This is a genomic window from Streptomyces sp. IBSBF 3136, assembly GCF_036815105.1.
In the GTDB taxonomy this organism is placed as follows: Bacteria; Actinomycetota; Actinomycetes; order Streptomycetales; family Streptomycetaceae; genus Streptomyces.
Genome location: NZ_JAJSZC010000101.1, coordinates 1 through 6,733 on the forward strand (window position 1 = coordinate 1; position 6,733 = coordinate 6,733).

At 73.3% G+C, this 6,733-nt stretch carries 5 protein-coding genes; 2 read left to right on the plus strand and 3 right to left on the minus strand.

Features of this window, described 5'->3' with window-relative positions; genetic code table 11:
• Nucleotides 1-74: 74 nt before the first annotated feature.
• Nucleotides 75-521 carry a MarR family winged helix-turn-helix transcriptional regulator gene (locus tag V7E45_RS21730; RefSeq protein ID WP_333775874.1) on the minus strand — a complete coding sequence of 149 codons (447 nt, stop codon included), beginning with the start codon at nt 519-521 and terminating at the stop codon, nt 75-77.
• Between the two features lie 132 nt (nt 522-653).
• Here V7E45_RS21730 and V7E45_RS21735 point away from each other — a divergent pair, with 132 nt between their 5' ends.
• Both V7E45_RS21735 and V7E45_RS21740 read left to right on the plus strand, forming a co-directional pair.
• Nucleotides 654-827, plus strand: coding sequence for a CsbD family protein (locus V7E45_RS21735; protein ID WP_333775875.1), 174 nt, complete (start codon nt 654-656; stop codon nt 825-827).
• Between the two features lie 136 nt (nt 828-963).
• Nucleotides 964-1,413, plus strand: coding sequence for an ATP-binding protein (locus V7E45_RS21740; protein WP_333775876.1), 450 nt, complete (start codon nt 964-966; stop codon nt 1,411-1,413).
• Between the two features lie 46 nt (nt 1,414-1,459).
• Here the strand turns inward: V7E45_RS21740 and V7E45_RS21745 are convergent, their stop codons facing one another.
• Nucleotides 1,460-4,129 carry a SpoIIE family protein phosphatase gene (locus V7E45_RS21745; protein WP_443056128.1) on the minus strand — a complete coding sequence of 890 codons (2,670 nt, stop codon included), beginning with the start codon at nt 4,127-4,129 and terminating at the stop codon, nt 1,460-1,462.
• The coding region (locus tag V7E45_RS21750) for an ATP-binding protein (protein WP_333775877.1) at nt 4,089-6,733 on the minus strand (2,645 nt) is incomplete at its 5' end. The genes V7E45_RS21750 and V7E45_RS21745, both read right to left, overlap by 41 nt.

Consider the following 6,733-nt stretch of genomic DNA (forward strand, 5'->3'; position numbering starts at 1 on the left):
GTCCCGGGGGCGGGCCGAGCGGGCGAGCAGCCGGCCGCGCGGGGCGGGGCCGCCGTGCGGCGGCGTCCGCCCGCTCACAGCCGATCCGCCAGCCGGTCGAGCAGCGGCATCGCGGCACGCAGCGCCGCGCGCTCCTCGGGGCTGAACTCGTCGAGGGCGCGGGCGAGCCGGTCCACGGACTCCGAGCGGCGCTCCTCCAGCACGCCGCGCCCCGCGCCGGTGACGGACACGATGGCCCGCCGGCCGTCGGCCGTGTCGGGGGCGCGGCTGACGAGTCCGCGTTGTTCGAGCCCGGCGAGCGTGGTGGCCATCGCCTGCGGCCGGACGCGCTCGAGTTCGGCGAGCGCGCCGGGCGAGTCGGGTCCGGCGGCGGCCAGCCGGGCCAGCACCGAGACCTCCGAGAGGGTCAGGTCACCCACCGCGTGGGCCTGGCGCAGCCTGCGCACGATCCGGCCCATGGCGAGCCGCAGGGCGGCGGCGAGCGCCAGGCCGTCCCCGTCCCTGGTGTCCTTCGTCTCCATGGTTACTGACGATAGATTTATCAGTCTGGACTGTTCAACCAAGCGTAAGTAATCCGGGGCTGTTTGGACCGCCGCAGAGCGGCAACGCGAATGTGGACCGCACACCGAGAAGACGTGGGGATGTGAGACCCGATGGCTGGCAACAAGAAGGCCAAGGCGAAGACCGAGCAGGCCCGGGGCAAGGTCAAGGAGGCCGCGGGACGCGCCGTGGGCAACGAGCGTCTGGAGGCCGAGGGCCGCATGGAAGCAGCCCGCGGTGACGCCCGCCAGGCCAAGGAAAAGACGAAGGACGTCTTCAAGCACTGATTTTCCAGGCACTGAAGCGGCGACGGACCGGGGCAGGCCCGGGAGATCCGCTGGAACGGATTCCCCGGGCCTGCCCCGCCGTGTCACGAGCCGTGTCACGTGGGGCCCGGGCCCCGGAGGAAAAGGGCAGCGAAGCATGGACATCCGAGTGAGCACACCCACGATGACGCGGAACCGCCCCGCGCCCCTGCGGCACAGCCGCACCTGGGACGCCGGGGTGCCCTGCATCGCCGATGCGCGGGACGCCGTCGACGCTCTGCTGTCACGAGCGCCGCACGCGCCCGGGCGGCGCGCGGTCCAGGATGCCCAGCTCGTCGTCAGCGAACTCGTCACCAATGCCGTCAAGCACGCCCCCGGCCCGTGCGTCCTGGGGCTCGAGCTGTCCGCCGACGGCGACGCGCTGCGCATCACCGTCACCGACACCTCGGTGGAGCCGCCCCGGGCACGGCCTCCCGACCCGGGTCGCGTCGGCGGCCATGGACTGAACCTGGTCAACCTGCTCAGCGACGGCCTGGAGGTCACTCCCCTGCCGCACGGCAAGCGCGTCGCGGCCACCCTGCCACTCACCGGCACGCACGGCGGCTGAAGCCCGCCGGCGGCCTGGCCCGCCCCGCGCGGGCGAGGCGGTCCTCTCAGACCACGCGGATTCCCACGATGCACGTGTCGTCGTCGGTGTCCGACCTGCTGTAGGTGAGCAGCCGGTCCAGATGCTGGTCCAGGCTGACGGGCGCCGGGCTGGCCGTGTCCAGCAGGTGCGACATGGACTCCTCGACGGAGCGGTCCCGGCGCTCGATGAGGCCGTCCGTGTACATCAGCAGGGTGTCACCGGCCGCCAGCTGCAGCTCCGTCTCCTCGTACCCGGCCTCCGGCAACGCGCCCAGCAGCAGCCCCTTGATCGGGGGCAGGGCGACCGCCTCCGAGTCGCGCACCAGGACCGGCGGCAGATGCCCCGCCCTCGCCCAGCGCAGGGTGCGCCGCTCGCCGTCGTACAGACCGCAGACGGCGGTCGCGGTGACCGCGCCGGTCAGATGGTGGGCGACGATGTTCAGCCAGGACAGCAGCTGCGCGGGCCCGGCCCCGGTCACGGCCAGTCCGCGCAGGGCGTTGCGCAGCACGACCATGCTGGTCGCCGCCTCGATGCCGTGCCCGGCGACGTCCCCCACGCACAGCAGCACCAGGCCGGAGGGCAGCACGACGGCGTCGTACCAGTCGCCGCCGACCAGTTGCTCGGTCTCGGCCGGCCGGTAGCGCACCGCGACCTTGAGTTCCGGCACCTGCAGCGGGGTCTGCGCGGGCGGCATGATGGCGTGCTGGAGCTGGAGGGCCAGGCGGTTGCGCTCGTCGGCCTGCTGCTCCGTGTGCGCGAGCTGGTCGCGGGTGGCGGCGAGCGCGACCTCCGTCCAGTGCTGGGCGGAGATGTCCTGGTAGGCGCCGCGTACGACGAAGAGCTGGCCCGCGGTGTCGAGAACCGGTTCGGCCACCACGCGCATGTGCCGGGTGACCCCGTCCGGCCGCAGCAGCCGGAACGCGGCGGACGCCGGGCGCCGGTGGTGCAGCAGCGTGCGCAGGAAGCGGCCGATGGTGACGGCCTCGTCGGGGTGGGCGTGCGCGGCCAGGTCCTCCAGCGGGACCGGGGGGCTGGTGGGCGGCCGGCCGTAGAGGTCGAACAGCTGCCCGTTCCAGGTGATCTCGCCGGTCAGCACGTTCTCCTCGAAGCCGCCGATGCGGCCGAGCCGCTGGGCGTGCTGGAGCAGGCTGGCCAGGCGCGCGGCCTCGTCCTCGATGCGCCAGATGAGCAGGACACCGGCGCCGTGCCGGCTGATGCTGATGTCGGCGACGGCCGCCAGTGGCACCTGGCCGACCAACGCGGTCAGCCGCATCCGCTGGGCGCGGAACGGCTCGCCGGTGGCGTACACCCGCTCGACCCGCTGGAACAGCTCGCTGGCCGCGGCGGCCATGGGATAGGCCTCCAGCAGCAGCGCGCCGTTGATCATGGCCCGCGGCCGGCCCGCCGGGTCGAGGAAGTGCGTGTTGACGTGCTGGATGCGGAAGTCGACGAGCCGCCCGGTGTCGTCGAGGTGCGGCATCAGCACCAGGGCGGGGTCGTGCAGCCCGTCCGCCAGGTCCATCAGCTCCGCCGCGTCGGGCAGCAGCCGGGGTTCCTGCCCGACCCCGGGCGGCAGCGCGTGGGACTCCAGGGTGTGCGCGCACAGTTCGGCCAGCGCCTCGATCTGGCGGATCACCGGGGGCGGCTGTGGGCCCTCCGGCCGGGCCCAGGCGATCTCCAGGACGCCGTGGATCCGGCCGCCCGTCCCGGCGGGTACGGCGACCCGCGCGCCGTCGGCGAAGTCGCGCCGTCCGAGGGTGGGCAGCCCGGAGTCGGCGAGGGAACCCAGCCAGAGCCCGTCGGGCTCGGTCAGACCGCGCCGGGCGACCGTGGCCACGTCGGGCGGGACGTAGCGCCAGCGGGCCGCCTCGGTGGGCGGGAAACCGGCGCTGCCGGCGAGGGTGAGCGAGCCGTCGGAGCCGGCGGCCCAGACGGCGACGGCCACCGCGCCCAGCGGCCGCAGGGCGTGCTGGAGCAGCGAGTCGGCCACCGCCTGGGTGTCGTCGGCGGCGAGCACCCCGCTCTCGGCGGCCCGCAGCCGGACGGCGGCGGAGTCCTCGTCCGGCGTCGCGGGGTCCGCCGTCGCGGCCAGGAAAGCCCCGGCGACCTCCGAGACCCGGTCCCGCGCCGCCTGGTTGATGACCTCGACGGCGAATTCCAGCGGGGTCACCCGGGCCTGCTCGGTGAGTTCGGCGAGCTGCCGCGCGGCCTGCGCGGGGCCGCAGCCGAGGCGCTCGACGAGGATGCCCTTGGCCAGTTCGATCAGGGCCCGGCCCTCGGCCTCGGCCTGTGCCGTCCGCACCTCCGTGCGCAGCCGTTCGACCGTCGCGGCCAGCCGGCCGGCCGGTGAGCTGGCGGGCACCTTGGGCAGGTCGAGGTCGGCCAGGTCCGGAAGATCGGCGAGGTCCGCCAGGTCGAGGCCTGCCTCGTCCGTGCCGAACGCGCCGGGGTCGCCCGGCGCGCCCGGCACGTCGGCCGGACCGGACGTGCCGGGGAGCGTGACCGCCTGCAGCGCGGCGGCCGGGTCGGGGGCCTCCGGTGCGTCGGTGCCGGCGGGGCCCGGGGCGGGTGCCTCGGGTCCGGCCGACGGGTCGTGGGCGTTCACGGTGTACGCGCTCCTAGGCCGGCGGACGGTGGGGCTTTCGGGGGTGTCCTCATGCGGGGAGCCAGCGCCGGACGCAGGCGATGAGGTCATGGGTGTCCACCGGTTTCGTCACGTAGTCGCTGGCGCCGGAGGCGAGACTCTTCTCCCGGTCGCCCTGCATGGCCTTGGCGGTCACGGCGATGACCGGCAGGTCGGCGTACTGCGGCATCCGGCGGATCTCGGCCGTCGCGGTGTAGCCGTCCATCTCGGGCATCATCACGTCCATCAGGACGAGTTCGACGTCCGGGTTGTTCATCAGCGTCTCGATGCCCTTGCGGCCGTTCTCCGCGTGCAGCACCCGGAAGCCGTGCAGTTCGAGGATACCGCTGAGCGCGAAGAGGTTGCGGGCGTCGTCGTCCACGACGAGGACGCTGCGGCCCCGGTCGCGCTCGTCGACCTGGTGGGGCTCGGCCGGCTGCGGTTCGTCGCCGCGGACCAGGGTGAGCACCTCGCCGGGCTCCTCGGCCGACAGGTGCAGGGCGATCCGTTCGCGCAGCTCGTCCAGGCTGTACAGGTACTCGAGCGAGCCGCCCTCGGTGTCCTGGGCCTGCTGGTCGGTGCGGTGGGAGCTGTGCACCAGGACGGGGACGCTGGACAGGGCCGAGTCGCCGCGCATGGCCCGCAGGAAGCGGGCGGACTCGCCGTCGAGCGCGCCGAGCTGCACGACGACGCAGTGGCAGGGTTCCGCGGCGAGCGCACCGGCCGCCTCCTGCGCGCCGACAGCGGTGATGATGTCGACGGGGGTGCCGCCCGGGCCATGCGCGAGATCGCCGACGACACTCTCGGCGACCAGCGTGAGCAGGCCGCGCGGCCGTTCCTCCACGACGAGCAGCCGGCGTGCGCGCTGTCCCCGGGCGGTGGCCGGCCGGGCCTCGGGCACGGGCTCCAGCTCGGCCGGTGCGCCGACCGGGGACGCCGTCAGCTGCTGGGGCGCCCCGCGACCGCCCCGCAGGGCCTCCTCGAAGTCCGCCCGGGCCACGGGCAGGAAGAGGGTGAAGGTGCTGCCCTTGCCGGGCGTGCTCTCCACGGTGACGGCGCCGCCGAGCAGGTGGGCGATCTCCCGCGTGATGGACAGGCCGAGGCCGGTGCCGCCGTACTTGCGGCTGGTGGTGCCGTCGGCCTGCTGGAAGGCGCCGAAGATGGTCTCCCGCTGCTGTTCCGCGATGCCGATGCCGGTGTCCTTCACCCGGAAGGCCACGATGGTGCCGCCGCGCACCACACCCGCGGGCGCCTCCTCGTCCGGCGCGGGCTCGATGCGCAGTTCGACGCGGCCCTGCTCGGTGAACTTCACCGCGTTGGACAGCAGGTTGCGCAGGATCTGCCGCAGCCGGGAGTCGTCGGTGAGCAGGTCGGCGGGGGCGCCCGGGGCGGTGGTGATGGTGAAGTCGAGGCTCTTCTGCGAGGTCATCGGCTGGAAGGTGGCCTCGACGTACTCGATGAGCTGCTTGAGCGGGACCCGCTCGGGGGTGATGTCCATCTTGCCCGCCTCGACCTTGGACAGGTCGAGGATGTCGTTGATGAGCTGGAGCAGGTCCGAGCCGGCGGAGTGGATGATGCCCGCGTACTCGACCTGCTTCGGGGTGAGGTTGCGGGAGGGGTTCTGGGCCAGCAGCTGGGCGAGGATGAGCAGGCTGTTGAGCGGCGTGCGCAGCTCGTGGCTCATGTTCGCGAGGAACTCGGACTTGTACCGTGAGGCCAGCGACAACTGCTGGGCGCGCGCCTCCAGTTCCTGCCGGGCCTGTTCGATCTGGAGGTTCTTCGCCTCGATGTCCCGGTTCTGGTCGGCCAGCAGCGAGGCCTTGTCCTCCAGTTCGGCGTTGGACTGCTGCAGCTCCTCCTGGCGCGCCTGCAACTCGGCGGAACGCGACTGCAGTTCGCTGGTCAGGCGCTGCGATTCCTCGAGCAGTTCGTCGGTGCGGGCGTTGGCGACGATCGTGTTGACGTTGACGCCGATGGTCTCCACCAGCTGCTGCAGGAAGTCCCGCTGGACCGGGGTGAAGGCGGTGACCGAGGCGAGTTCGATGACTCCCAGGACCTGTTCCTCGAACACGACGGGCAGCAGCAGCAGGTCGGTGGGCTCGATCTGCCCGAGCCCGGAGGAGATGGTGACGTATCCGGGCGGGAGCTGGTCCACGCCGATGATGCGGCGGCTGCGCGCGGCCTGGCCGACCAGGGAGCGGCCGAAGGCGATCCGGGTGGGCCTGGTGTCGTCCTCCGGGCGGCCGTAGGAGCCGACGAGCCGCAGTTCGGGTCCGGACGCCCCGTCCTCGGCGAGGTAGAAGGCGCCGTACTGGGCGGACACCAGCGGGGCCAGCTCGTCCATGATCAGCTCGGCGACGACGGAGAGGTCCCGGTGGCCCTGCATGAGGGCGGAGATGCGGGCGAGGTTGGTCTTGAGCCAGTCCTGTTCCTGGTTGGCCCGGGTGGTCTCGCGCAGGGACTCCACCATGGAGTTGATGTTGTCCTTGAGCTCGGCGACCTCGCCGGCGGCGTCGACCGTGATGGACCGGGTGAGGTCGCCCTCGGCGACGGCGCTGGCCACCTCGCCGATGGCGCGCACCTGCCGGGTCAGGTTCCCGGCCAGCTCGTTGACGTTCTCCGTCAGGCGCTTCCAGGTGCCGGAGACGCCCTCGACCTCCGCCTGGCCGCCGAGGC

Coding starts and splice junctions, on each gene's coding strand:
- V7E45_RS21730 (WP_333775874.1), bottom strand. CDS start 521: ATGGAGACGAAGGACACCAGGGACGGGGACGGCCTGGCGCTCGCCGCC.
- V7E45_RS21735 (WP_333775875.1), top strand. CDS start 654: ATGGCTGGCAACAAGAAGGCCAAGGCGAAGACCGAGCAGGCCCGGGGC.
- V7E45_RS21740 (WP_333775876.1), top strand. CDS start 964: ATGGACATCCGAGTGAGCACACCCACGATGACGCGGAACCGCCCCGCG.
- V7E45_RS21745 (WP_443056128.1), bottom strand. CDS start 4,129: ATGACCTCATCGCCTGCGTCCGGCGCTGGCTCCCCGCATGAGGACACC.